Below are 23,948 nucleotides of genomic sequence, written 5' to 3'. Positions count from 1 at the left end.
GTGAGCGCCTGTTGCTCATCAAGCCGTGTCATCCTAGCCGCGGTGTTCGCATGGTCTGCCGCGTCGTGTGGCGAGCGCGGCGATCCGTGCGGATCGGCCCACTCGGGGCCGCGCCAGGCACTCGTCTCACGACCGGGTGACGGTCGCCAGATTGCTCAGCGACTGCTGGCCTCCGTCGGGGCCCGCCGGGGTGTGACCGAGGCTGCGGATGTAGTCGGGAAGGTCGATGCGCTCGCCGCTCCAGCCGCGGTCGGTGAACCAGGCGGTGGCCTCGCTGCGTGGCTCGTTGTAGATCAACTTCACCCACTCCGAGCCGGATGCCCCGTCTGCTGCCAGGGCTTCGGCGGCCTCGGCGGGCAAGGGATCCATCTGTTCGACGGCGGCCCGGCTGCCGGGTGCGCTGAGCGAGTGGACCGCGTCGAACAGCCGGTCCTGAGCGACGGGTGTCAGGTAGATCAGCAGCCCCTCGATCAACCACGCGGTCGGCCGATCGGAATCGAAGCCGCTGTCGCGCAAGGCTTTCGGCCAATCGCCGCGCAGATCGACCGCCACCTCCCGGCGATCCGCGATCGGTTCGCGCCCCGCTTGCGCGAGGGTCTCGCGCTTGTACTCGAGTACCTGCGGCCGATCCAGTTCGTAAACGGTGCAGCCGGCCAGCCATGGCAGTCGATAGGCGCGTGCGTCCAGGCCCGCCCCGAGCACCACCACCTGCCGGATTCCCGACGTCACCGCGGCCTCCAGGTAGTCGTCGAAATACCGGGTGCGGAAGAGTTGATGCTGCTGGAACGGGATGCCGAAATCGGTTGTCAGCAAGGGATGTTCAGGCAGTCGTCCCGCCATCAGATCCGCCCACTCGCCGCCCGCGGCCGAGACGAACAGCTCGGCGAGCGGGTCCCGAGCCGGGGCGTCGCCCGCGCGTCCGCCCAGTGCGCGAGCCGCCGCGACGAACAATGCCGTGGATCCGACACCGGTGTTGATATCCCAGGAATCCTCGTCGTTACGCATGATCGCCAACCTACCGACCGGGTGCGGCCCGGCGGGTACCCCGCGCCGCGCCCGTGCGAATCCGCCATTGCCGAGCCCGGCACCGAGGACGCCGCTCGCCTCGACCGGCGATCGTGCTGGGCACGCAATCGCCGGCGCTGTGAGTACCACGGTCGCGGGCGGCCGGCCTCACGACGTCGGCACGAGTTCGGCGATCAGTTGTTCTACGCGAGAACGGATTTCGTCGCGGATGTGAAGGCGAGGGTGGTGCGTGGGAGCCCAGGCCTGCCACCCGCCGGCAGAGGTAGCCGCTACCCCGCATGATCGCGAAGTACGTCGGCAGCGGTACCGCGATCCGCTTCGGGAATCACCCGGTAGTACACCGAGGAGGCGCGGCGCTCACTGGGTACCAAACCGGCCTCACGCAGCACCTTCAGGTGATGGGAGACGGTGGGCTGGGTGACCTCGAGCCCGTCGGAGACCCCGCAGACGCGCGCTTCCCCGCCAGCGCGCGCCGCGATGGCCGACAGACCCGCAACCGGACGGGGTCGGCGAGTGCTTCCAACACCGCCGCGAGGTGTCGTGGTCACCCGCAGCAGGTTTTCGGAGCCGAGGCGTCGGTGCCGCAACAGGTCTGCGCGGCCGAGGTGTCGTCGGCGAATTCCGGTGCGTCGAATTCCGGTGCGGCGCCGAAGGTTTCGGTGTCGGCCAGCACCGTGTAGACTTCCCATTTCTCGCCGTGCGGTCCAGTGACCCATACCTTGTCCTGCTGAGCGAAACAGCAGGTCGTGCCGATCTGCTCCGTGGTGAACAATCCGGCCTGTGACAATCGCGCGATCTCGTCGTGGACCTGGTCGGAGGTTTCCACCTCGACTCCGAGGTGGTTGATCGTGCCGCCGGTGCCGGTGTTCTCCAGCAGTACCAGCTTCAACGGCGGCTGCTCGACGGCGAAGTTGGCGTAGCCGGGCTCGAGTTTGGCCGGTTCGGTGGCGAACAGCGTGGAGTAGAACGCCACCGCCCGATCGAGGTCGTCGACATTGAGGGCGAGTTGGATGCGAGACATGGAAACCTCCATGGTGCGATATATGTCGAAAAGGTTGGCGGTTCCGAGTCTGCTCCACCTTTTCGACATATGTCAATCCCGTCGATATGGTGGAAATATGCCCAAAGCGCTTCCCGTGATCGACATGTCCGCCCCGGTGTGTTGTGCCCCGGTGGCGGCCGGGCCGATCGACGACGCCGCGGCCCTGGAGGTGGCCCTGCGGCTGAAAGCGCTCGCCGATCCGGTGCGGGTGAAGTTGATGTCGCTGCTGCTGGCGAGTCCGGACACCGGGGAGAACGGTGGTGACCTGGCCGCCGCGGTGGGGCTGGCGGAATCGACGGTCAGCCACCACCTCGGCCAGCTCCGCAAGGCCGGGCTGGTCGAATCCGGCCGGGTCGGAATGAATGTCGTGCACCACGCCAAACGTGATGCGCTGGCGGCATTGTGTGTCGTTCTGGACCCCGAATGCTGCCGGTGAGTATCACCGCCCGGTGACGTCTGCGGGACCGTCCTTCGTGCGGTCGCCGTCCCCGCCTCGTCCCGACTCGATATCCGTGGCCGAAATTCATTTCACGGTTTCGCCACCTGGAGGCGGCGGGCGGATTCGCGCGCTCCCGGGCGATCGACGGCCGGCTGGCACCGCATTCTCGAGGCGCTGCACCGGACCCTGTCGCAGTGGCCGTGCCTGCCCTATCGGCCCGCGGTCGAGATCGCGGCCCGGCTCGGACTCCGGGTGGTCGAGTTTCCCGGGGCACACAACGGCGTACGCGCCGAGGCCGAAGAGTTCGCGAACCAGCTGATGGAGGTCATGGAGATTACGCCACCGCAGCGTCATCCGACGGATTCGCACCGGCACCGGTAGCGGCGATGCTCGGCCCGTCGTCGCTGCGCAGGTCCTTCCGAGTTCCGTTGCGGGCGGCCTGAATCCGGCCGGGTTACCCGGCTCAGGCCTCGACCTCCCACACGAATCCGTCGGGATCGGTGAAGGAACCGAGGGAACCGGTGACGGCGATGCGATGCGACCCGGAGCCCTCCACCGGAACGCCCGCGTCCTTGGCGGCGGCCCTGCGGCCGTAGAGCGCGAGCTTGACCGACCCGGCCGGCGACTCGAACTCGGCGTACTTCCCGCCGAAACTCTTCGCCACGGTCAAGCCGCGCTCGCGGTAGAACTGTTTGGTCGCCTTCACGCTCTCGACCCCGAGCAGCAGGACGAAATCGTCGATCTCGCGGGTGGCTGGACCGGTGTCCTTCTTCGCCGAGGTGGCGATCTTCCAGACCGCGCCGTCAGGAGCCTGCACGACGCCCCCGTACCCCCAGAAACTCTTCTTGGCCGGCTTCACCGTCGTCGCGCCCGCCGCGACCGCGGAGCCGATGAGGCTGTCGACGGTGCTCGGCTGGGAAACCACGAGGGAGAGGATGTATCCGCGGAAGCCCGTGGTCTCCGCCTCCGACTTGCGGACCCGCAGCCGGTCGCCGAGTCCGAACGCGGCCTCGTAGAAGGCCGCGGCGGCAGCCGGGTCAGGGGTCTCGAGGACTACCGATGCGATGGTGCTCTGAGCTGTGGTGATGGTCATGTCGAAGACGTTATCGGCGATCGCGCGACCGTCGCTTCTCGATTCCTGATCACTCTGGGAGCCTCTGCGATCGCCCACACCCCGAAGCCGCCGATCGCGAAGGCGGCGCCGGCGGCCGCGGGCCGGGTAATCGTCCGATTGACCACCGCTGCGCTGGGTAGGCGTTGCATGTCAGGAAATCGCGACGGAAGGGGACTTCGTGTCCGACCACAACAGTGGCCCGCGTGAGGGCATCAAAGGCGTCGTCGAAGATGTGAAGGGTAAGGCCAAGGAGGCGGCGGGCATCGTCACCGGCAACAACGACCTCGAGTCGGAGGGCCGGGCGCAGCAGGACAAGGCCGAATCGCAGCGCGAGGCGGCCGAGAAGGAAGCGCAGGCCGAGAAGGCCCGAGCCGAAGCCAACGTCGACGAGGCCCGGCAACGGTCCCACCAGCAGGGCAGCTAGCTTCTCGACCGCTCACCCGTTCCGTGCCGGAGGAGGTTACCGTGCTTTCACACGACGTCATCGCCCAGCTTCGCCAGGACATCACCACTGCGTCCGATGCCGGAGACGAGGCGGAAGTGCAACGGCTGCAACGCGAACTCGACACCGCGCTACAGGCGTACCGCGAGAGCGAAGACGACGGCGGAGAACGGGGAGCGGAATGAGGGAGGACACCGTGGCCGCCCGGGAGGCGGGGCGATGACCGAGGGTGGCGCCGAGCGGATCGCCGAACTGGCCGCGGCGGCCGGTTCGACGATCGCGGTGGCGGAATCGCTCACCTCGGGCAAGATCGCCTCCGCCCTCGGCGCGGCACCGGATGCGGGACGGTGGTTTCGCGGCGGGGTCGTCGCCTACAGCCCGGAGGTCAAACGCACCGTCCTGGATATGCCCGACGTCCCCGTGGTGTCGCGGCCCGCGGCCGAGGCGTTGGCCACCAACGTGCGCAAGCTGCTCGGCGCGAGCTATTCGGTGGCGGTCACCGGTGTCGGTGGTCCCGAACCGAGTGACGGCGAACCGCCCGGCACGGTGTGGTTCGCCACCGCCTCCGAGACCGCCGTCACCGCCTGCCGGGCTGCATTCGACGGCGAACCGGAAGAGGTTCTCGAGCAGACGGTGCGGTTCGCGCTGAGCTGTCTGCTGGACCGTGTGACCGCCGATCGATGAACGGTTCGCGGACGACGCCACTGTCCGCAATATTCGCAACTTCGCCGGATCGATGACACAGAACTAGGCAGTTGCAACGTATTTCGACGGGTACTCCTCCTGAGTAGCGTCCGAATCATGCGATTCAACGACGTTCTCGGGAGGTCCCGACTGTGAAGAATCACCTCGTTCGCACGCACCGCTCCGCCGAGGTGTTCCCCCGGGCCGAACACCTGGCGTGGCGTATCGCCGAGGTCGCCACGGATCCGGTCGCGGTGGCGCCGGAGACCGAAGAGATGATCGTCAACCGGATCATCGACAATGCCGCCGTCGCCGCCGCATCGATCACCCGGCGTGCGGTGGCCGACGCCCGCGCGCAGGCTCTGGCGCACCTGTATCGACCGGGTGCTCCGGTGTTCGGCGTTCCTGGCGGGTACTCCCCGGAGTGGGTGGCGTGGGCCAATGGCGTCGCGGTGCGTGAACTCGACTTCCACGACACCTTTCTCGCCGCCGATTATTCTCATCCGGGCGACAACATCCCGCCGATTCTGGCCGCCGCCCACCATGCCGGACGCAGCGGCCGTGATCTGATTCGCGGCCTGGCCACCGGCTACGAGATCCAGATCGATCTGGTGCGGGCGATCTGCCTGCACGAATACAAGATCGACCACGTCGCGCATCTGGGCCCTTCGGCCGCCGCCGGAATCGGTACGGCGCTCGGTCTCGACACCGAGACGATCTATCAGGCCATCGGCCAGGCGCTGCACACCACCACCGCGACCCGGCAGTCCCGCAAGGGTGAGATCTCCAGCTGGAAGGCCTACGCGCCGGCCTTCGCGGGCAAGATGGCGATCGAAGCCGTCGACCGGGCGATGCGCGGCGAGGGTGCGCCCGCGCCCATCTGGGAGGGCGAGGACGGTGTGATCGCCCGGCTGCTCGCCGGGCCCGACGCCGAGTATTCGGTACCGCTGCCGGGGCCGGGCGAGCCCAAACGGGCGATCCTCGACTCCTACACCAAGGAGCATTCGGCCGAATATCAGAGCCAGGCGCCGATCGATCTGGCCCGGCGGATGCGCGACCGCATCGGTGACCTCGGCCGGGTGGCCTCGATCGTGCTGCACACCAGCCACCACACCCACGTGGTGATCGGCACCGGCTCCAACGATCCGCAGAAATTCGATCCCGAGGCGTCGCGGGAAACCCTCGACCACTCGGTCATGTACATCTTCGCGGTCGCCCTGCAGGACGGGACCTGGCATCACGAGCGTTCCTACGCACCCGAACGTGCCCGCCGCCCCGACACAATCGAGCTGTGGCGCAAGATCTCCACCGCCGAGGACCCGGAATGGACCCGCCGCTACCACTCCACCGATCCCGCCGAGAAGGCATTCGGCGCCCGCGCCGAGGTCACATTGACAAGCGGTGAGGTGATCGTCGACGAGCTCGCGGTCGCCGACGCCCACCCGCTCGGCGCGCGGCCGTTCGCCCGCGAGCAGTACATCGCCAAATTCCGCACGCTCGCCGAGGGCATCGTCGACGCCGCCGAACAGGATCGATTCCTCGACGTCGCGCAGCGGGCGGGCTCGCTGTCGCCGGACGAACTGCCGCAACTGACGTTCACGGTGTCCGACGAGGTGCTCGCCCGCGCCCCGAAACTATCGAAGGGATTGTTCCGATGACCGGACTACTCGCCGCCGCCACCTCCGCCGCCGACAAACGCGTCGCCTTCCGCGCCGGGCTCGCGTCGGGGTCGATCCAGCGATTCCCCGGCGCCTTCAATCCCTTGGTAGCCAGGCTGATTCAGGAAATCGGGTTCGAAGGGGTCTATGTCTCGGGGGCGGTGGTGTCGGCGGAACTGGGGCTGCCCGATATCGGGCTGACGACGCTGACCGAGGTCGCCGGCCGCGGCGCTCAGGTGGCCCGGGTGACCGATCTGCCGGTGCTCATCGACGCCGATACCGGCTTCGGGGAACCGATGAACGCCGCCCGCACGGTGACGCTGCTCGAGGATGCCGGCCTCGCGGGCTGCCACCTGGAAGACCAGGTGAATCCCAAGCGCTGCGGCCACCTCGACGGCAAGGCGGTGGTGCCCACCGACGAGATGGTGCGTCGCCTGCGCGCGGCGGTCTCGGCGCGGCGTGATCCGAATTTCGTCATCTGCGCGCGCACCGACGCCGCCGGGATCGAGGGCGTCGACGCGGCGATCGAACGGGCCCGCGCCTACGCCGACGCCGGGGCCGACCTGATCTTCACCGAAGCATTGAGCGGTGCAGCCGATTTCGAGAAATTCCGGGCTGCGGTCTCGATTCCGCTGCTGGCCAATATGACCGAGTTCGGCAAAACCGAACTGTTGCCGGCGCGGACACTGGAATCGATCGGCTACAACGCGGTGATCTATCCGGTGTCCACCCTGCGCCTGGCGATGTGGTCGGCCGAAACCGGCTTGCGCGAAATCCATGAAACCGGCACCCAGGCGGGATTGCTGGATCGGATGCAACATCGCAGCCGTCTCTACGAACTGCTGCGATACGAGCGCTACAACGAATTCGATTCCGACATCTTCACTTTCACTCTCGGAAGGAACCAGTGATGACGAAGGCCGCGACTCCGGCGATCAACAAGGGCCTGGCGGGCGTCGTCGTCGACACCACCGCGATTTCCAAGGTGGTGCCGGAAACGAATTCGCTGACCTACCGCGGATACGCCGTCCAGGACCTGGCGGCCCACTGCACGTTCGAACAGGTCGCCTATCTGCTGTGTTACGGCGAACTGCCGAACGACGCCCAGCTGGAACGGTTCTGCCAGCAGGAACGCGCGGCGCGACGGGCCGATCGGTCACTGCTGTCGCTGGTGACGAAACTGCCCGACACCTGCCATCCGATGGATGTGGTGCGCACCGCGATCAGCTACCTCGGCGCCGAGGATCCGCTCGAGGACGACAATTCGCCGAAAGCCAACCGCGCCAAGGCGTTGCGCATGCTGGCGGTGCTGCCGACCATTGTGGCCGCCGACCATCGCCGCCGGCACGGACTGGATCCGATCGCGCCGCATTCGCATCTGGGATACGCGCAGAATTTCCTGAACATGTGTTTCGGGACCGTACCGGCGCCGGAACTGGTGAAAGCGTTCGAGGTCTCGCTGATTCTCTACGCGGAGCACAGTTTCAACGCCTCGACGTTCGCCGCGCGGGTGGTGACCTCGACGCAGTCGGATATCTACAGCGCGGTCACCGCCGCCATCGGCGCGCTGAAGGGGCCCCTGCACGGCGGGGCGAACGAGGCGGTCATGCGCGACATGCTCGAGATCGGCGAACCCGAGCGAGCCGAAGCATGGTTGCGGAAGAAGCTGGCGGACAAGGACACAGTGATGGGATTCGGCCACCGGGTCTACAAGAACGGCGATTCCCGGGTGCCGACGATGAAGCAGGCGTTGCTCGATATCGCCGCCGCCACCGACGGCGGCCGGTGGGTGCGCATATACGAGACACTCGAACGCACGATGGCCGAGGCCACCGGGATCGCGCCGAATCTCGACTTTCCCACCGGCCCGGCGTATTACCTGCTCGGATTCGACATCGAGACCTTCACCCCGATCTTCGTGATGAGCCGGATCACCGGCTGGGCCGCGCACATCATCGAACAGGGTGCCTCGAATGCGCTGATCCGCCCGCTCGGCGAATATGTCGGTGTCGGGCAGCGCTCCGTTCGGACCTGATCGGCATCCGGGCGAGCTCAGCCGTGCCGGATCCGCGGGGAGGACAGAGCCGTGGGTGGCACGTAGTCGCCGACCACGTCGCGGTGCCACCACACGTGGTCACGGCGCAGCTCGTCCCGGCTGCTGAATCGGTAGAGGTACTGACGGACTCGCACATAGGCGGGCGGGGAGTCCGGGAAAGGGTTGTGCCGCAACAGGTGCAGGGTGGCCGGGTCGTTGGTCAGCAGCCGTCGCAGGAACGGACCCAGCCAGGAGCGGGCGTAGATCGGGGAGATGGCGGCGAACCACATCAGCCAGTCCAGGCGCAGATGGTAGGGCGCCCATTGGCGGGGCAGCCGATGCGGATCACCGGGCTTGCCCTTGAACTCGTATTCCTCCCAACGGGTTTGCTCGGTGATGTGCCGGTCGCGGGTGCCCTCGACCACCAGTTCCCATCGGCGGCGCTCGATCCGCCCGAATGCGCCGTAGGTGTTGACCAGGTGGTATCGATTGAAGCTGGCGTTCATTCGCTGGTGCCCGGACAACAGGTTGCGTATCGGCCAATAGCTGAGGACGGCCACCGCAGCCGTGAAGGCGCACACCACCGCGACGAACCATGTCGGCGGATTCGGGACGGCGGGCTGAGCGGGTAGCGGCAGGACGGTCGCCGCCGAGCGGGCGTCGATCGCGGTACAGGCCAGCAGGATCGTCAACCAGTTGAGCCAGGCGAAATTGCCGGATGCGACCAGCCACAGCTGGGTGATCACGACGACGGCCGCGGCGATACTCGCGATCGGCTGCGGGGTGAACAGCGCGAACGGAACGACCAGCTGGGCGATGTGGTTCGCGGCCACCTCCACGCGGTGCAGCGGTGTGGGCAGGTGGTGGAACAGCCAGCTCAGCGGGCCCGGCATGGGCTGAGTTTCGTGGTGGTAGTACAGGCAGGTCAGATCGCGCCAGCAGGGGTCGCCGCGCAGTTTGATCAATCCCGCGCCGAACTCCACCCGGAACAGCAACCAGCGCGCCAGCCACAGCACGAGAATCGGTGGCGCGGTGTGATCGTTGCCCAGAAAGATCGCCAGAAATCCCGTCTCCAGCAGCAGCGATTCCCAGCCGAACGAATACCAGGCCTGGCCCACATTGACGATCGACAGATATAGGACCCATGCGGCCAGCCACAGCAGCATCGATGCCCACAGCGGCACCTGATTGCCCGCCCCGGCCGCCAGTACCACAGCCAGCGCCGCACCGGCCCAGGCGACACCGGCGAAGAACCGGTCCGAATAGTGCAGATGGAAGATGCTCGGCGATCCCCGCAGCGACGACCGGGCCAGGAAGGCGGGCACCGGCAGCATGCCCCCGGCGCCGATGAGCGCCCGGAACTGCCGCGCGGCGCCCACGAACGCGATGAGATAGACGACCGCGAGGCCGCGTTGGAACACCTCGCGCGCGAACCAGTACTCGGGCGCCGTGAACCACTGCATGCTCGGGGCATACCCGCTGCGGCCGGTCGCGATGCCAGTTCAGTCCGTGAAGTAGACCAGCTGGTGCGTGGTGGCCAGCGCCGGCCGTCGGCGCCCCACAGCTGTGCGGCCTGATCGAAATAGCCGCCGAAATGCTGTCCTCGCGCGGTGGCGAGCACCGGACGGTCGCCCTGGGCGGCGAGAGCGGCCGCATCGGCGTGGAAGTAGACGGGGCGAGTCTGGTTCGATAGACGATGTGACCCTGTTCGTCGGGACCTCCGGCTGGCAGTACCGGGACTGGCGCGGAGTGCTCTACCCGCCGGGCGTGCCGCAGCGGCTGTGGCTGGAACGGTATGCGGCCGCGTTCGCGACCGTCGAGAGCAACAACGCCTTCTATCGGTTGCCCAGTCGCGAGGTCTTCGCGGCCTGGCGGGAACGCACCCCCGAGGATTTCGTCGTGGCCGTGAAGGCCAGCCGCTTCCTCACCCACGTCAAACGACTTCGTGAGCCGGCCGAGCCGGTGCAGCGGCTCCTCGATCATGCCGCGGGACTGGGCGACCGGTTGGGGCCGATGCTGGTGCAGCTGCCGCCGACCCTGCGGGCGGACGCGGGCCTGCTCGACGACTGTCTGCGACAGTTCCCCGCGACCGTGCGCGTGGCCGTCGAACCGCGCCACGAGTCGTGGTGGACACCGCGCATCCGCGCTGTGCTGGAGGAACGCGGCGTGGCACTGTGCTGGGCGGATGCGCGCTCGCGCCCGGTGACGCCGCTGTGGCGCACCACCGATTGGTCGTATCTGCGGCTGCATTCCGGGCTGGCGCGGCCGCAACCCCGGTACGGCCGGCGCGCCCTGACCGCATGGGCGCATCGGCTGGCGGACACCTTCGGTCCCGCCGACGGTTACGTGTACTTCAACAACGATCCCGGCGGCGCGGCTGTCCGCGACGCCGTGGTGTTCGCCGGGCTGGCGCGGGCAGCAGGGCTGACCGTGACTCGCACCGACGTGCCTTTCTGACCGACCGGCGATTCAGCCGAGGTGGTCGGCCAGGGCCCGCGGGAGCGCGATCGCGGGCTTTCCCAAGGCATTTCGTCCCTTGCCGGCCGCGAGCCGCCGGACGACAGCGAGCAGTGCGGGGCCCTCGTCGAGCAGCGGGCGCACCAGTCCCACTTCGACGCAGCGGCGCAGGGCCGGCGCGAGAACCGCCTCCGCCTCCTCCGACCGGCCCACCGTCTCGAGACAATTCGCGGACAACAGCGTGGCGCACAGGGCGGCGCGCGGGCGCGCGGCGGCATCGATCGACTGTCGCAGGGCATCGGCGCGGAGGAGCGCCTGTTCGGGATCCACACGCAACAGCCACCGGACGGCGGCTTCCTCGGTGAGTTCACGAATCGCCGTGGCCACGCCGTCCTCCGCGCCGCGAGCGCCGGCCGGCTCGCCGGGCACGATCTCACCGATCCCCAGCCGAATCCGCTCGAGTTCGATCCGTGCCGACAGTCGCGGCAGGGCGTGTGCGGTGGCGACCGCGGCGCCGTCGGCGAGCAGTCGCTGCGCGGCCGCGCGATCCCCGCGCAGCGCCTCGATACGCGCACCGGTGCCGTAGACCCCGGTCAGGAAATCGACTGTGCCGCCCTCGAACCCGAATTCCACCGCGACGTCGAGCAGATGGCGCGCCTCGGCGATCTCGCCGCGGTCGTAGAGGAAATCGCCGAGTGCGGCCGAGGCCAGGCGGGCGGTGAGGGAACCCTCCCCGGTCGTGGTGCGCGCCAAGTGCAGCGCCGTGCGGAAATGTTCCTCGGCCGCCTCCTCGGCGAGTTGCTCATGCGCCGCCATCCCCGCGAAGCAGTGGCTGTACATGATGCTCAGCGCCCCGGTGATGTGGCGGAAGTAGGTCCGGCCCCACCGGTGCCATTCGTGGACGCGGTCGAAGTCGAACCGGTGCAGGGCGACGAAGGCGCCCAGGTTGGCCGCCGCCGCCAGCACGAAGGGCGCCAGCGAACCGGCGCGGGCGCAACCCTGCTCGACGGCGTCGGCCAGGCCGTCGAGGTGATCGGCGAGCGCCGCCTCCACCCCGCACAGAATCGACGCCTCGACCGCGAGATCGGATTTCCGCTGTCCCGGAGGCTGTTTCGCCGAATCGGCGGCCAGCGCCAACTGCAGCGCGGTGTGCATGCGGCTCGGCCGCCGCAACAACACCGCCGCCCAGGCCAGCGCGATCTGCAGGGTCGGATCGGCCGCGGCTTCGGTGACGGGCAGTTTCGCCGCCAGCGCCGCCAGGGTGGCCAGATGCGAATGCTGCACCAGTTCGCGGGCGTGCGCGGAGACGAGCGCCACCGCCCGCTCGGGTTCCCCGGCGGCCATCGCATGGTCGATCGCCTCGCTGAGCATGTCGTTGGCGGCGAACCATTCGGCGGCGCGACGGTGCAGCTGTGGCACGCGTTCGGGGTGGTCGCGCTCCAGCCGCTGCCGCAGGAAATCGGAGAACAGCGTGTGATAGCGGAACCATTCGCCGTCGTCGTCGAGGCGGCGCAGGAACAGGTCCCGTCGCTCGATGTCCTCGAGCAGCGCCCGCCCCTGCCGCCGTCCGGTCAGCGCTGCGGCGAGCGATCCGCAGATCTTCTCGGTGACAGCGGTTTCCAGTAGCGCGGTCAGCAATCCTGGCTCGAGTGCTTCGAGCACGTTGTCGGTCAGATATTCGCGGATCGCCTGGTGCCGTCCGGACATGGTGGCGATCGCGGAACCGGGGTCCTCGCGGCCGCGCAGTGAGATCGACGCCAGTTGCAGCCCGGCGACCCAGCCGTCGGTGCTGGTCCGCAGCCGGTCGATATCGGCCTCCTCCAGGGCCAGCCCGCCCACCCGGGTGAGGAAGTCCGCCGTCTCGAACTCGTCGAAACGCAGGGCTGCGGAATCGATTTCGATCAGCTCGTCCCGCACGCGGATGGCCGAGAGCGGTAGTCCGATCATCTCGCGGCTGGTGATCAGCAGTTGCAGATGGTGGCAGGCGTTGTCGAGCAGGAAACGCAGTGCGGCGGTGGTATCGGCATCGGTGACGCGATGCCAGTCCTCGATGATCATCACGATCCGCTCGCCGTCGGCGTGGATGCGGTTGATCAGCGTGGTCAGTACATAGCGCATCACATCGTTGCCGTGTTCCTCGACGACGCGCAGCAGTTCGGTGGTCAGGGCCGGCCGCGCCCGGCCGACGGCTTCGATCAGGTGCAGCAGGAACCACACCGGATTGTTGTCGTCGTCGTCGATATTGAGCCAGCACGCGGCGACCCCCCGATTCACCATCCGCTGCCCCCACTGGGCGGCGAGCGTGCTCTTGCCGAAACCGGCCGGCGCGTGCACGACGATCAGGCGCGGCCAGCGCTCGGGATCCATCGAATCCAGCAGACGGGGACGGCGCACCAGCGGACGGGGGGCGAGCCCGGGATGGAATTTGGTTTCGGCGGTCGGCGGTGTCGTCACCAGGTCGGCCGGGGGCAGCAGGCCGAGCCGGGTCGGTTCTCCGACGCGATCGGCGGCGGGCGCCGGTTCGGCCGCCGGAGTCTCCGGCGTCGGGATCGCCATCTCGTCCACGCGCAGTCCGTAGTGGCGTTGCAGCTGCTGCGCTCGCGCGCCGAACTCCACCGCGGCGACCGGGCGCCGGCGGGGGTCGACGGCCATACTCTCCTCGATCAGTTCGCAGACGTCGTCGGGGATGCCGCCGGGACGCAGATCGGGAATCGGTTCCTCGGTGATGCGCAGGAACTGGGCGACCAGCCGATCACCGGAACGGCGCTGGTAGGCGGCGTGGCCGGTGAGCATGCAGAACAGCGTGGCGCCCAGGCTGTAGATGTCGGAGGCGACCGACGGGGTGCCGTCGCGCAGGACCTCGGGCGCGGTGAACGCCGGTGACGCCGTGACTACTCCGGTGGTTGTTCGGAAGCCGCCCTCCACCCGGGCGATGCCGAAATCGGTCAGCTGTGGTTCGCCGTAGTCGGTGAGGAGAACGTTGCCCGGCTTGATGTCTCGATGCAGGATCCCAGCCCGGTGCACGGTCTCCAGCGCACCGGACAGCTTCACCGACATGCGCAGCGCGGTCGCGATATCCAGCGGCCCGCCGTGCTGGATCCGCTGTTCCAGCGAGCCCTTCGGATGATACGGCATCACGAGATAGGGTCGTCCGTCGCCGGTCGTGCCGACCTGCAGGATCGCGACGATGTTGGGATGTTCCGGCAGCCCGCCCATGGCCCGCTGCTCGCGGAGGAATCGTTCGAGATTCTCGTCGCCGAAATCGGGTGCGGCGGTAAGCACCTTCACCGCGACGATGCGGCCCAGTGCGAGTTCGCGGCAGCGATACACGACACCGAATCCGCCCCGCCCGATGATGTGCGCATCGGCGAACCCGGCCGCTCGCAGATCGTCATCGATCACCGGAGAGCGGTCGCGCTGGGTCGCCATGGGATCTTTGTCGGCCATCGGAACCGTTTCCGTCTGTACTGCTTGTCGCGGAGCCCGTCGCGCTGGCATGTCAAGTATAGGGCTCGGCCTGCGGGGATGCCGGGGGCCGAGACTGCTCGCGGCACGCGCGGGCGAAGGGGCAAGCAACGGAACTCGCGTGCCATGCCGGGCGGGGAACGGTGACCGGGATGGTCACCTTCCGAAGGCTGCTGGCATGCTGTCCGATATGGCCGACATCCGCTGGGAAATCTCCGACTCCATCGCCACCATCACGCTCGATCGCCCGCAACAGCTCAACGCCTTCACCACCGCGATGGTCGAGGAACTGATCGCCGCCTACGACGAGTTCGACCGCGACGACCGGGTGCGGGCGATCATCGTGACCGGGGCGGGGCGCGCGTTCTGCGCGGGTGCGGATCTGTCGGCCGGAGCGGAAACCTTCGCCGCCGAGGCGACCGATACCTTCCGTGACGACGGTGGCAAGGTGGCGCTGCGGATGTTCGAATCGCAGAAGCCGATCATTGCCGCGGTCAACGGACCCGCCGTCGGCGTGGGCATCACCATGACCCTGGCCGCGGACTTCCGGCTCGCCGCCGATACCGCGCGCATCGGATTCGTCTTCAATCGGCGCGGCATCGTGCCGGAATCCTGTTCCAGCTGGTTCCTGCCCCGGTTGGTGCCGATGCAGACCGCGCTGGACTGGGTGTACTCGGGCCGGCTGGTCGAGGCCGACGAGGCATTGGACGCGGGTCTGTTCTACGCCCTGCATCCGGTCGCCGATCTGCTGGACCAGGCCCGTGCACTGGCGCGACGGCTCACCGAACATTCGGCGCCGGTGTCGGTGGCGCTGTCGCGGCAGATGCTGTGGCGCGGCCTCGGCGCCGAACATCCGATGATCTCGCATCGCATCGAATCGCGCGGTATCAACCAGCGCGGTGCCAGTGCCGATGCCCGCGAAGGTGTCTCGGCGTTCCTCGAGAAGCGGCCCGCGCAGTTCCCCGAGAGCGTCGAGCGTGACCTGCCCGATGTGTTCGCCGGTGAGCTCGCGACCCCGCCCTTCCGACCCGCCTGAACCGTCCGACGACCGTGCAGGAGCGCATGATTCGCTGGAGCTGGATGTACATCGACCGGCCCGCCGCGCGTTTCGACGAGGCATTCGCCTTCTGGTCGGCGGTCACCGGCACCCGGTTGTCGGCCCGCCAGGGTGAGCGCGCCGAGTTCGCGACCCTCGACCCGGCGACCGGCGACGCCTACCAGGCGGCGCAGGCGGTCGGCGGGGACGGGGGCGCCCATCTCGACATCGATGTCGTCGATCTAGACCGCGCCCGCCGCACGGCGCGCGATCTCAGCGCGATCCTGGTCGCCGACCACGACACCTGGTCGCTCGTGCGTTCACCGCACGGCCTGCCGTTCTGCCTGACCACCGGTGACGGGCGGCATATCCCCGCGCCGGTGGCCGGGCCCGACGGCAGCCTCAGCCGGGTCGATCAGCTCTGTTTCGACATTCCGCCGTCGGGCTACGACGACGAGGTCGCCTTCTGGTCCGCGCTCACCGGCTGGCCCGTGCAGCGAACCGGCCGGTCCGAGTTCGCCCGGCTGCTCGTGCCGGCGCGATTGCCGACCCGAATCCTGCTGCAGCGCTTGGACACCGACCGGGAGCCGGGCGCCCATATCGATATCGCCTGCGCCGATGCCGAGGCGGTGGCGGCCTGGCACGAATCCCTCGGCGCCCGGCGCGTGCGGCGCGGCGCGCAGTGGCTGGTGATGAACGATCCGGTAGGCGGGGTGTACTGCCTCACCGAACGAGACCCGTTGACCGGCAAGGTGTTCCGGCGCGGGCACCCCTGAACGGCCCGCGGCGGGGCGTGCTCGCCGACGTTGGGGGACCGCGGTCACGGCGCCCCATGGGCGCGCCGGTTCGAGGCGGGCGGCGAAGTGGCGGCGAGCCGGCGGGGATGGGCGCATCCTGGAAGGGACATCGCACCAACGACCGCGCCCGGATCCGGTGATCCTGCCAGGGCCGGCGCAGAGGAGGGCAGATGACCGATCCGGAGATCCGCGGGGACGGCCCCCGGAACGTCGCGCAGAAGTTGATCGGCTCCCACCTGGTGTCGGGTCGGATGCGTCCTGGGGAGGAGATCGCGCTGCGCATCGACCAGACCCTCACCCAGGACGCCACCGGCACCCTGGTGATGCAGGAACTCGAGGCACTCGGCCTCGACCGGGTGCGCACCGAGCTCAGCGCCCAGTACGTCGACCACAATCTGCTGCAGACCGACGACAAGAACGCCCAGGATCACGAATTTCTGCTGTCGGCGTGCCGCCGCTACGGGCTGTGGTTCTCGAAACCGGGCAACGGGGTCTCGCATCCGACCCATATGCAGCGTTTCGGCAGACCCGGCGTGACGATGGTCGGCTCGGATTCCCATACGCCGGCCGGTGGTTCGCTGGGCATGCTCGCGATCGGCGTCGGCGGTCTCGAGGTCGCGCTCGCCATGGCCGGTGAGCCGCTCTACATCACCATGCCGCAGATCTGGGGCATCGAACTGACCGGTGAGCTGCCGCCCTGGTGTTCGGCCAAGGATGTGATCCTGGAGATGTTGCGCCGCCACGGCGTCAAGGGCGGCGTGAACCGGATCCTCGAATATCACGGTCCCGGCCTGGCGACCCTCACGGCGATGGATCGGCATGTGATCGCCAATATGGGCGCCGAACTCGGCGCCACCACCACGGTCTTTCCCGCCGACGACGCGGTGCGCGACTTCCTGCGCGCCGAGGATCGCGCCGGCGATTTCACCGAACTGCGGGCCGACGAGGGCGCCACCTACGACGTCGACGAGTATATCGACCTGTCCGCGATCGAGCCGCTGATCGCCAGGCCGTCGTCCCCCGGGGATGTGGTGCCGGTGCGCGAGGTCGCCGGCGAGCCGGTGGCGCAGGTGGTCATCGGGTCCTCGGCCAACCCCGGGCTGCGTGATTTCGCGATGGCCGCCGCCATCGTCTCCGGCCGCCAAACCCACAGCGACGTCAGCTTCGACGTCAACCCGTCCTCGCGCGAGATCTTCGAGGATCTGACCAAGATGGGCGCCACCTTCGAACTGATCCGTGCCGGGGCGCGCATCCATCAGTCCGGATGTATGGGGTGCATCGGCATGGGGCAGGCACCGGCCGTGGGCCGCAATTCGCTACGCACCATGCCGCGCAACTTTCCGGGGCGCTCGGGCACCGATGAGGATGCGGTGTGGTTGTGCTCGCCGGAGACCGCCGCCGCATCGGCGCTGACCGGGACGATCACCGATCCGCGCGATCTCGCGAACGAGCTGGGCCTCGACTATCCGGTGCTGAATCTGCCCGCACAGGCATCGGTCAACACCGCGATGCTGGTGCCGCCGCTGCCGGTGGCGCAGGCGCGCGCGGTGGAATTGGTGAAGGGCCCCAACATCTCCGCGCTGCCGGATTTCGATCCGCTGCCCGACGTGATCGAGGCGCCGGTACTGCTCGTGGTCGGCGATGACATCTCCACCGACGACATCTCCCCGGCCGGAGCGCGGGCGCTGCCGTTCCGCTCGAATATTCCGAAACTCGCCGAATTCGCTTTCACCCGTATCGATCCGGACTATCCCCGGCATGCGGCCGATATCTCCGGCACCACCGGACACGTCATCGTGGGCGGAGACAACTACGGGCAGGGCTCGTCGCGGGAACATGCCGCGATCGCGCCGAGGTATCTGGGGCTGCGGGCGGTGATCGCGAAATCGTATGCGCGCATCCACTGGCAGAATCTGGCCAATTTCGGCATCGTCGCCCTCGAATTCGCCGATCCCGCCGATTACGACCGCATCGGGGTCGGCGACGTGCTGCGCATCGAGGGGCTGCGTGCGGCGCTCACCACCGGTTCCGCGATCACCGCCCGCGATGTCACCGCGAACGTGGACATCTCGCTGCGGCACCGGCTTTCGGACCGTCAGGTGGAAACGGTACTGGCCGGCGGCATCATTCCGCGGCTGGCGGCCGCGCAGGCGGCGCGGGAGATGTCCACCCGCTGATGTTTGTCTATTCGACGAGCTTTTCGCTCTTCAACCAGTCGTAGGCGACGTCGGCGGGATCCTCGCCGTCGATATCGACGCGGCCGTTGAGTTCCTGCATCAGGTCATTGGTCAGACGGTCGGAAATCGTGCCCAGCAGCTGTCGCAACTGCGGATAGCGGTCCAGGACCTCACCGCGCACGACGGCGGCACCGCTGTAGGGCAGGAAGAATTTCTTGTCGTCGTCGAGCACGACGAGATTCAGATTCTTCACCCGGCCGTCGGTGGTGTAGATCATGCCGAAATTGCACGGCGAGCTCTTGGCCGTGGCGGTGTAGACGACGCCGGCGTCCATCCGGGTGACGTTGCCGGTGGGCACGCCGTTCGGATCGTTGTAGGGGATGCCGTATTTCTGCAGCATGGGAATGAAACCGTCGGCGCGGCTGAAGAATTCGTCGTCGACGCAGAACGTGCGGTCGCGCACCGGCAACGCCGCCACATCCGACAGCGACTTCACCCCCAGCCGTTGCGCGGTCGGCGTCGACACACCGAAAGCGTAGGTGTCGTTGAAATTCGCCGGTGGCAGCCACTCCAGGTTGTGCTCCCGCGTCTCGATGTCGTGCACGCGCTGCCAGAGTTCTTGCGGATCGGAGATCGTCTCGGTTTCGTTGTGGTAATTGACCCAGCCGGTACCGGTGTACTCCCACAGGATGTCGGCGTCACCGTTGAGCTGAGCTTGCCGCGACGAGGCCGAACCCGGTGCGCCGGTCAGGTCGGTGACCTTCGCGCCGGCCGCGGCCAGATAGGTCGCGGTGATCTTGCCCAGCAGCACGCCCTCGGTGAAACTCTTCGACGTCACAACGAGTTTCGCGCCGTCGAGTGGTCGCTGCCCGCCGGGCAGGCTCGCGTCGTGGAAGGTTCCCGATGAGCTCACCAGCCCGCATCCGCTGAGCATCGCCACCGCGACGACGATCGCGACCAATGCCAGGGCCCGGGCCGATCTCATGACACACCTCGCGGGGTCGCGGCCAGTTCGACGAGTCTGCCCAGCCAGTCGATGATCAACGCCAGCAGTCCGACCAGGATCGCTCCGGATACGAGCAGTTTCGGCAGGAACAGCGTGACGCCCGTGGTGATCAGTGTGCCGAGGCTGGTGGCGCCGATGAAGGTGCTCAGGGTCGCGGTGCCGACCAGAATCACCAGGGCGGTGCGCACCCCGTTGAGGATCACCGGCACCGCGAGCGGCAACTCCACCCGGACCAGGGTGCGGGTGGCGGAGAACCCGATCCCGCGCGAGGCCTCGATGGTGCGCTGATCCACCTGCCGCAGGCCGATGATGGTGTTCTGCAGGATCGGCAGAATCGCGTACACCACCAAACCGACGACCGCCGTGCGGAATCCGGTGCCCAGCCAGAAGGTGAACAACACCAGCAGCCCGACCGCCGGCGCGGCCTGGCCGATATTGGCGATGTTGACCGCGATCGGCTCCAGGCGTTTCAGTGCGGGCCGGGTCAGCGCGATACCCAGCGGAATCGCGACGACGACCACGATCACCGTGGCCGCCACGGTCAGCTCGATATGCGACCAGATCGTGGTCTGCAGGTTGGACCAGGCCAGCGAGGCCTGTTCGGTCGGGGTGAATGTCGTCGACCGATACCAGACGATGTAGCCGATGCCGATGACGAGGATGATCAGCGGCTCGAACCAGACGTCCATCGGCAACCGGCGCAGGCGGGTCATGACCGCCTGGCCGATTCGTGTTCGTCGTCGTCGGCGGCGATCACCGGCGTGGGCGCGGGATCGGTTCCGTCGACGTAGGTTTCGTACGAGGTGTCGTGTTCCTCGGAGCGCACGTCGGCGAGTGCGGCCTGGATGGTCTCGGTCACCGTGCCGATGCCGATCGAGCCGACGACCGCACCGCGCCCGTCGGTCACCAGGGCCGCACCCTGACTGGCCGCCAGCATCGCGTCGAGGGCGTCGTTGAGGGTCGAGGAGCGGGCGACGACCGGCAACCGCCGATCGAGGTAGTCCGACACCTCCGGTTTGCTCGCCAGTTCGGTGAGCGAGGGCCACGACCGTGGCCGTCCGGCGTCGTCGACGACCACCACCCAGGTCTGGCCGGCGGCCCGCGCGCGCTGAATCACCGCCTGCGCCGGCTCGCCGATGCGGGCGGTGACCACGTCGTCCCACTCCACGTCGCGCACCCGCTGCACGGTCAGATAGGCGAGTTTGGCGCCGGATCCGACGAATTCCTCCACGAAGGGCGTGGCCGGTGCGGTGAGGATCTCCTCGGGCCGCGCGTACTGCTCGACGTGCCCGCCCTCGGACAGGATGAGCACCTTGTCGCCGAGTTTGGTGGCCTCCTCGAAATCGTGGGTGACGACGACGATGGTCTTGCCGAGTTCGTGCTGAATCGCGATCAGGCTGTCCTGCAAGCGAACTCGGGTGATCGGGTCGACCGCGCCGAACGGCTCGTCCATCAGCAGCACCGGGGGATCGGCGGCCAGCGCCCGCGCGACACCGACTCGCTGTTGCTGTCCGCCGGACATGTCCTTGGGCAGCCGGTCGGCGAAGACACCGGGATCCAGGCCGACGAGTTCGAGCAGATATTCGGTGCGCTCGGCGATCCGCTTCTTGTCCCAGCCGAGCACCCGCGGGATCGCGCCCACGTTCTTGCGCACCGACCAGTGCGGGAACAGGCCGCCGGATTGGATGACGTACCCGATCGACTGCCGCAGCTTGTCCGGGTCCTCGCGGGTCACGTCGCGGCCGCCGATGAAGATGCGGCCCTCGGTCGGTTCGATCAGCCGGTTGATCATCTTCAGGGTGGTCGTTTTCCCACAGCCGGAGGGGCCGACGAAGGCGACGATCCGGCCGGCCTCGATCTCGAGGTCGAGGCGGGCGACGGCCGGTTTGTCCTGGCCTTTGTACCTCTTCGCGACCGAGTCGAGGACGATGGACGCCCCGGTGACATTGCGTTCCGGCGTTGCCGGCGCGGGCCGGTCGGTCACAGCGTCGGTCATGAGAGTCCTTGTGCGATGGTGAGGCGGCCCAGCAGAACGAGTAGCGCGTCGAACACCAGCGCCACGATGACGATGAGGATGGTGCCCGTGGCCGCCGTCTCCAGAGCGTTCGCGCCGCCCAGTCGCGACAGGCCGTTGAAGATCAGCGACCCCAGACCCGGCCCGAGGACGTAGGCGACGATGGCGGCGACTCCGACGATCATCTGCGTGGAGACCCGGATACCGGTCAGGATCACCGGCCACGCGATCGGCAGTTCGACGGTGAGCAGGATACGGGTGCGGGAGAATCCGATTCCGCGTGCGGATTCCACCACCGAGGCCGGTACCGAGCGCAACCCGACGATCGCGTTGCCGATCACCGGCAGCGCCGCGAAGAACGCCAGCATGATGAACGACGGGACGACGCCCAGCCCGAACGGCACCAGCAGCAACGCCAGCAGCGCCAGCGACGGAATGGTCAGCGCTACCCGGCTGGAGGTGAGCGAGAGTTGCGACAGCAGCGGCAGCCGGTAGACCGCCATCGCGATGAGCACGGCGACGATCGTGCCGACCAGAACCGTCTGAAACGCCAGTGACGCATGCTGATAGGTGAGGAAGGCCAGAGTGTCACCCCGCCCTCGGATGTAATTCCACAGGTTCACGGGACTCCCATCGTCAGCCCTCTGCCGGCACCCGCCCGCGCGCCGCCGCCGGGCGGCGGTGTGTCAAAGACTAAATGACGGTGCGGCTCCGGTTCCGCACGCCGCGCGGTTCACGCCGCTCGCGGTAGCGACTCCACGCGGGAGTACGCCTGTGCGTCACCGGCGATCACCGTGCTCGGCCGGCCGTCGACGCCGACGGGTACGTCACCGGCCAGTGTGATGCGGGTGAGCCGGCGGTGTTCGGCGCCGTCGTAGTCGTCGATCGCGTAGTGCTGGGTGGCGTGGTTGTCCCAGATCGCCACATCGCCGGGCGCCCAATCCCAGCGGGTGGTGTGCTCGAGCCGGGTCACCCGATCCTGGAACAGGCGCAACAGCGCCCGCGATTCGGCGGTGGACAGGCCGACGATCTCCTTGACGAAGCAGCCCAGCAGCAGCGCGCGTTCGCCGGTCTCGGGATGGACATGCACCACCGGATGTTCGGTCTCGAAATAGCGGGACTCGAATTCGGTTCGGTACGAACGAGTTCCGTCGTCGGGCCGGTCGTCGGTATCGGCGGCGTAGTCGTAGCGGTTGGTGTGGCGGGCACGCAGATTCTCGGCCAGCACCCGCAGCGGGTGCGGTAGTGAATCGTAGGCGGCGACGGTGGAGGCCCACGTGGTGGATCCGCCGTAGGACGGCAGGGACACCGCACGCAAGATCGAGGTCTTCGGCACGCGGTCGACGAAGGTGACGTCGGTGTGCCAGACATTGGAGCGGCCGTGCTGTGAGTCGATGGCCAGGCTCTTCACCCCCGCCGAGGTGAGCGTCGGGTGCGCGGTGGTGGGTGTGCCGAGCAGGCGCGCGAACTCGTACTGCCCGTTCTCGGTCAGGTGGTCCTGGCCGCGGAAGAAGATCACCTTGTGCCGGTGCAGAGCCGCGCGGATGGCGGCGACGGTGTCGGCGTCCAGGGAACCGCCGAGGCGTACGCCCTCGATCCGGGCGCCGATGTGGTTTCCCAGCCGGACCACTCGCACCGGGGTACCGGTTACCTCGTCGACGGACATCGCACGACCTCTCTTCCACCGTGTCGGACGTCCGGTAGGTAACCATCCGGTGGCCGCGTCCGGCCAGCGTTACGGTCACGGGGATCGAAATACGGGAACCTCAGGCCCGGCCGCGTGCCTCGAGCTTGCGTTCCAGCCCGGCGATCACGAGCTCGAGGTCGAATTCGAACTGCTCGCCGACGCGCGCGGCGCTCTCGCGGGTGGTCGCGACCTGCCGCAGGAGTGGGAAATCCCGTCCCGCTTCCGAATTCAGGGTCCGCGCGACATGTTCGGCCTGGATGTCGACGTGGCCCCGGGGCACCTCCGCGGCCTCGCGCGCCGCGGAGTGCGCGATATCGGTGAGTAGTCGCAGCGTGCGCCCGGCCTCCATCGGCTCGAATCCGGAGCTGACCAGGGACTGGGAAATCCGCTCGATCTCCGCCGACGTCGACAGGCCGCCTCGGCCACGGAATCGCACATGGGAGATCAAGATGCCGACCTGGGTGAGGGCCTCGGCGACCGCGGCGGTGAACAGCCGCAGCAGCTGCCGCCAATCACCCTCGGCGGGCAGGGCAAGGCGGCGGATCTCGGTTTCGAAGGCGTCCAGTGCGACCAGCTCCAGCAATCCGTTGCGGTCGCTGACGTGGTAGTTCAGCGATTTGCGGTCGACGCCCAGCGCGTCGGCGACCGCTTTCATGGTGAGTGTTTCCGGAGGCAGCGCGCGGGCGGCCGCGACGATGCGGTCCCGGCTCAGCTGGGGCGGACGCCCGCGGCCGCGCCGCGATGTCTGCACGATTCCAGCCCCGGACCCGGTTGTATTCCCGCCGCTCACTCCTCTCAGGCTACGGATGCCGGCGGCGGGTCCGGACAACACGCCCGGCGGACGGATACGAGTTCCGCCGATATTTTCT

22 protein-coding genes and 2 pseudogenes are annotated in these 23,948 nt (G+C 68.1%); 11 read left to right on the top strand and 13 right to left on the bottom strand.

All coding sequences use genetic code 11. From position 1 onward, the window contains the following. Window positions 1-126: 126 nt before the first annotated feature. From C5E41_RS28435 to C5E41_RS28425, 3 genes and pseudogenes are all read right to left on the bottom strand, one after another. Complete coding sequence (locus tag C5E41_RS28435) at window positions 127-1,005, bottom strand: SAM-dependent methyltransferase (protein WP_104378799.1); 879 nt, start codon at window positions 1,003-1,005, stop codon at window positions 127-129. A gap of 290 nt (window positions 1,006-1,295) precedes the next feature. Beyond that, window positions 1,296-1,552: pseudogene (locus C5E41_RS28430) on the bottom strand (ArsR/SmtB family transcription factor). A gap of 18 nt (window positions 1,553-1,570) precedes the next feature. Next, complete coding sequence (locus tag C5E41_RS28425; protein WP_104378823.1) at window positions 1,571-2,047, bottom strand: ArsI/CadI family heavy metal resistance metalloenzyme; 477 nt, start codon at window positions 2,045-2,047, stop codon at window positions 1,571-1,573. A gap of 97 nt (window positions 2,048-2,144) precedes the next feature. Between C5E41_RS28425 and C5E41_RS28420 the strand changes: the two genes are divergently transcribed. Next, a complete protein-coding gene (locus C5E41_RS28420) occupies window positions 2,145-2,504 on the top strand; it encodes an Rv2640c family ArsR-like transcriptional regulator (RefSeq protein WP_104378798.1) in 360 nt (119 codons plus the stop codon). Window positions 2,505-2,970: 466 nt separating this feature from the next. Here C5E41_RS28420 and C5E41_RS28410 read toward each other — a convergent pair whose 3' ends face one another. Continuing rightward, entirely contained in the window at window positions 2,971-3,600 is a 630-nt protein-coding gene (locus tag C5E41_RS28410) for a glyoxalase (RefSeq protein WP_104378822.1), read from the bottom strand. Window positions 3,601-3,799: 199 nt separating this feature from the next. Here C5E41_RS28410 and mbp1 point away from each other — a divergent pair, with 199 nt between their 5' ends. From mbp1 to C5E41_RS28380, 6 genes are all read left to right on the top strand, one after another. Further along, window positions 3,800-4,045: a microaggregate-binding protein 1 gene (mbp1, locus tag C5E41_RS28405; protein WP_030513798.1), complete on the top strand. Its 246-nt coding sequence runs from the start codon at window positions 3,800-3,802 to the stop codon at window positions 4,043-4,045. Window positions 4,046-4,086: 41 nt separating this feature from the next. Then, on the top strand, window positions 4,087-4,248 hold the full coding sequence (locus tag C5E41_RS34170; protein WP_181063461.1) for a hypothetical protein: 162 nt from the start codon (window positions 4,087-4,089) through the stop codon (window positions 4,246-4,248). Window positions 4,249-4,282: 34 nt separating this feature from the next. Next, complete coding sequence (locus C5E41_RS28395; protein ID WP_104378796.1) at window positions 4,283-4,747, top strand: CinA family protein; 465 nt, start codon at window positions 4,283-4,285, stop codon at window positions 4,745-4,747. A 152-nt stretch (window positions 4,748-4,899) separates the two neighbouring features. Further along, window positions 4,900-6,405: a 2-methylcitrate dehydratase PrpD gene (gene prpD / locus C5E41_RS28390; RefSeq protein WP_104378795.1), complete on the top strand. Its 1,506-nt coding sequence runs from the start codon at window positions 4,900-4,902 to the stop codon at window positions 6,403-6,405. Then, window positions 6,402-7,316, top strand: a complete 915-nt coding sequence (prpB, locus tag C5E41_RS28385) for a methylisocitrate lyase (protein WP_104378794.1) — start codon at window positions 6,402-6,404, stop codon at window positions 7,314-7,316. The genes prpD and prpB overlap by 4 nt, the downstream gene beginning before the upstream one ends. Next, window positions 7,316-8,440 (top strand): bifunctional 2-methylcitrate synthase/citrate synthase, encoded by a 1,125-nt coding sequence (locus C5E41_RS28380; protein WP_104378793.1) that lies wholly within the window; start codon window positions 7,316-7,318, stop codon window positions 8,438-8,440. The genes prpB and C5E41_RS28380 overlap by 1 nt, the downstream gene beginning before the upstream one ends. 17 nt (window positions 8,441-8,457) lie before the next feature. Here the strand turns inward: C5E41_RS28380 and C5E41_RS28375 are convergent, their stop codons facing one another. Both C5E41_RS28375 and C5E41_RS35430 read right to left on the bottom strand, forming a co-directional pair. Beyond that, a complete protein-coding gene (locus tag C5E41_RS28375; protein ID WP_104378792.1) occupies window positions 8,458-9,903 on the bottom strand; it encodes a lipase maturation factor family protein in 1,446 nt (481 codons plus the stop codon). A gap of 39 nt (window positions 9,904-9,942) precedes the next feature. Further along, window positions 9,943-10,112 (bottom strand): annotated as a pseudogene (locus tag C5E41_RS35430) (thioesterase family protein); the annotation flags it as partial. Between the two features lie 26 nt (window positions 10,113-10,138). Here C5E41_RS35430 and C5E41_RS28365 point away from each other — a divergent pair. Continuing rightward, window positions 10,139-10,897 (top strand): DUF72 domain-containing protein, encoded by a 759-nt coding sequence (locus C5E41_RS28365; protein ID WP_104378791.1) that lies wholly within the window; start codon window positions 10,139-10,141, stop codon window positions 10,895-10,897. 12 nt (window positions 10,898-10,909) lie between these two features. On the opposite strand, the gene C5E41_RS28360 is transcribed toward C5E41_RS28365, so the two are convergent. Continuing rightward, the gene (locus C5E41_RS28360; protein ID WP_104378790.1) at window positions 10,910-14,344 is read right to left on the bottom strand and encodes a serine/threonine-protein kinase; all 3,435 of its coding nucleotides are present in this window, start codon (window positions 14,342-14,344) and stop codon (window positions 10,910-10,912) included. 196 nt (window positions 14,345-14,540) lie between these two features. On the opposite strand from C5E41_RS28360, the gene C5E41_RS28355 reads away from it, so the two are divergent. The 3 genes from C5E41_RS28355 (at window position 14,541) to C5E41_RS28345 (ending at window position 18,372) form a co-directional block, all read left to right on the top strand. Beyond that, the gene (locus tag C5E41_RS28355; protein WP_104378789.1) at window positions 14,541-15,398 is read left to right on the top strand and encodes a crotonase/enoyl-CoA hydratase family protein; all 858 of its coding nucleotides are present in this window, start codon (window positions 14,541-14,543) and stop codon (window positions 15,396-15,398) included. 26 nt (window positions 15,399-15,424) lie between these two features. After that, window positions 15,425-16,174 (top strand): VOC family protein, encoded by a 750-nt coding sequence (locus C5E41_RS28350; protein ID WP_104378821.1) that lies wholly within the window; start codon window positions 15,425-15,427, stop codon window positions 16,172-16,174. A gap of 191 nt (window positions 16,175-16,365) precedes the next feature. After that, entirely contained in the window at window positions 16,366-18,372 is a 2,007-nt protein-coding gene (locus C5E41_RS28345; RefSeq protein ID WP_104378788.1) for an aconitate hydratase, read from the top strand. 7 nt (window positions 18,373-18,379) lie between these two features. Here C5E41_RS28345 and C5E41_RS28340 read toward each other — a convergent pair whose 3' ends face one another. From C5E41_RS28340 to C5E41_RS28315, 6 genes are all read right to left on the bottom strand, one after another. Then, entirely contained in the window at window positions 18,380-19,357 is a 978-nt protein-coding gene (locus C5E41_RS28340) for a glycine betaine ABC transporter substrate-binding protein (protein WP_104378787.1), read from the bottom strand. Then, window positions 19,354-20,091: an ABC transporter permease gene (locus tag C5E41_RS28335; protein ID WP_104378786.1), complete on the bottom strand. Its 738-nt coding sequence runs from the start codon at window positions 20,089-20,091 to the stop codon at window positions 19,354-19,356. Before C5E41_RS28335 ends, C5E41_RS28340 begins: the two co-directional genes overlap by 4 nt. After that, window positions 20,088-21,374, bottom strand: coding sequence for an ATP-binding cassette domain-containing protein (locus tag C5E41_RS28330; RefSeq protein ID WP_104378785.1), 1,287 nt, complete (start codon window positions 21,372-21,374; stop codon window positions 20,088-20,090). The genes C5E41_RS28335 and C5E41_RS28330 overlap by 4 nt, the downstream gene beginning before the upstream one ends. Continuing rightward, window positions 21,371-22,015 (bottom strand): ABC transporter permease, encoded by a 645-nt coding sequence (locus C5E41_RS28325; protein WP_104378784.1) that lies wholly within the window; start codon window positions 22,013-22,015, stop codon window positions 21,371-21,373. Before C5E41_RS28325 ends, C5E41_RS28330 begins: the two co-directional genes overlap by 4 nt. A 110-nt stretch (window positions 22,016-22,125) precedes the next feature. Further along, entirely contained in the window at window positions 22,126-23,058 is a 933-nt protein-coding gene (locus C5E41_RS28320; protein WP_104378783.1) for a TauD/TfdA dioxygenase family protein, read from the bottom strand. A gap of 100 nt (window positions 23,059-23,158) precedes the next feature. Then, window positions 23,159-23,869: a TetR/AcrR family transcriptional regulator gene (locus tag C5E41_RS28315; protein WP_146097721.1), complete on the bottom strand. Its 711-nt coding sequence runs from the start codon at window positions 23,867-23,869 to the stop codon at window positions 23,159-23,161. Between the last annotated feature and the right edge of the window lie 79 nt (window positions 23,870-23,948).

Origin of the sequence: Nocardia nova, from assembly GCF_002933465.1 — a bacterium.
GTDB lineage: Bacteria > Actinomycetota > Actinomycetes > Mycobacteriales > Mycobacteriaceae > Nocardia > Nocardia nova_B.
Note: the sequence above shows the minus strand (reverse complement) of the source record. Positions and strands in the feature narration are given on the sequence as shown.